This window comes from Oleiphilus sp. HI0132, assembly GCF_001635845.1.
This window is the reverse complement of the sequence record NZ_LWGJ01000219.1, coordinates 1-692: the sequence shown is the minus strand read 5'-3', so window position 1 is coordinate 692 and position 692 is coordinate 1. Positions and strand designations below refer to the sequence as shown.

At 46.2% G+C, this 692-nt stretch carries 1 protein-coding gene; it reads left to right on the top strand.

Annotation, left to right across the window (positions count from 1 at the left end; genetic code table 11):
• Nucleotides 1–2 precede the first annotated feature (2 nt).
• A partial coding sequence (locus tag A3766_RS02725; RefSeq protein WP_304440919.1) for a S41 family peptidase occupies nt 3–692 on the top strand: 690 nt, incomplete at its 3' end.

The window sequence follows — 692 nt, the reverse complement described above, 5'->3', positions numbered from 1 at the left end:
GCTTGGGTATAGAGGTAGGTATGGAGAATGGCTTTGTAAAAGTTATTGCGCCGATTGATGATACCCCCGCTCAGAAAGCAGGCATTGAGGCTGGCGATTTAATTATCAAATTAGATGAAACACCCGTAAAAGGAATGAGTCTTGATCAAGCTGTTGACACGATGCGTGGTGAAGCGGGTGAGCCGATTACATTGACCATCGTCCGTGAAGGCGAGCGCGAGCCATTAGAAATAAAAGTCGTACGTGACATTATTCAAGTAACCAGCGTCAAAACGCTAGTACTTGATGAGCAGTACGGCTACATCCGTATCACTCAATTTCAGGCACAAACTGGTAGCGACTTCGCCAAAGGCCTTAAAAAGCTTCAAGATGAAACTGAAGAACTTGCAGGCTTAGTTATTGACTTAAGAAACAACCCTGGAGGCGTACTTCGTGCTTCAGTAGAAGTTGCCGACCAGTTGATTGAAGAAGGTCTCATCGTTTATACAAAAGGCCGTGCTAGCGAAGCCGATTTAAGCTTTAACGCGACACCTGGTGACGATGCTAATGGCATACCCATTATCGTTCTTATTGATGGAGGCTCCGCATCAGCTTCTGAAATCTTGGCCGGAGCACTTCAAGATCACAATCGGGCAGTCATAATGGGAACACAGAGCTTCGGCAAAGGCTCTGTACAGAACGTCATGGCTCTT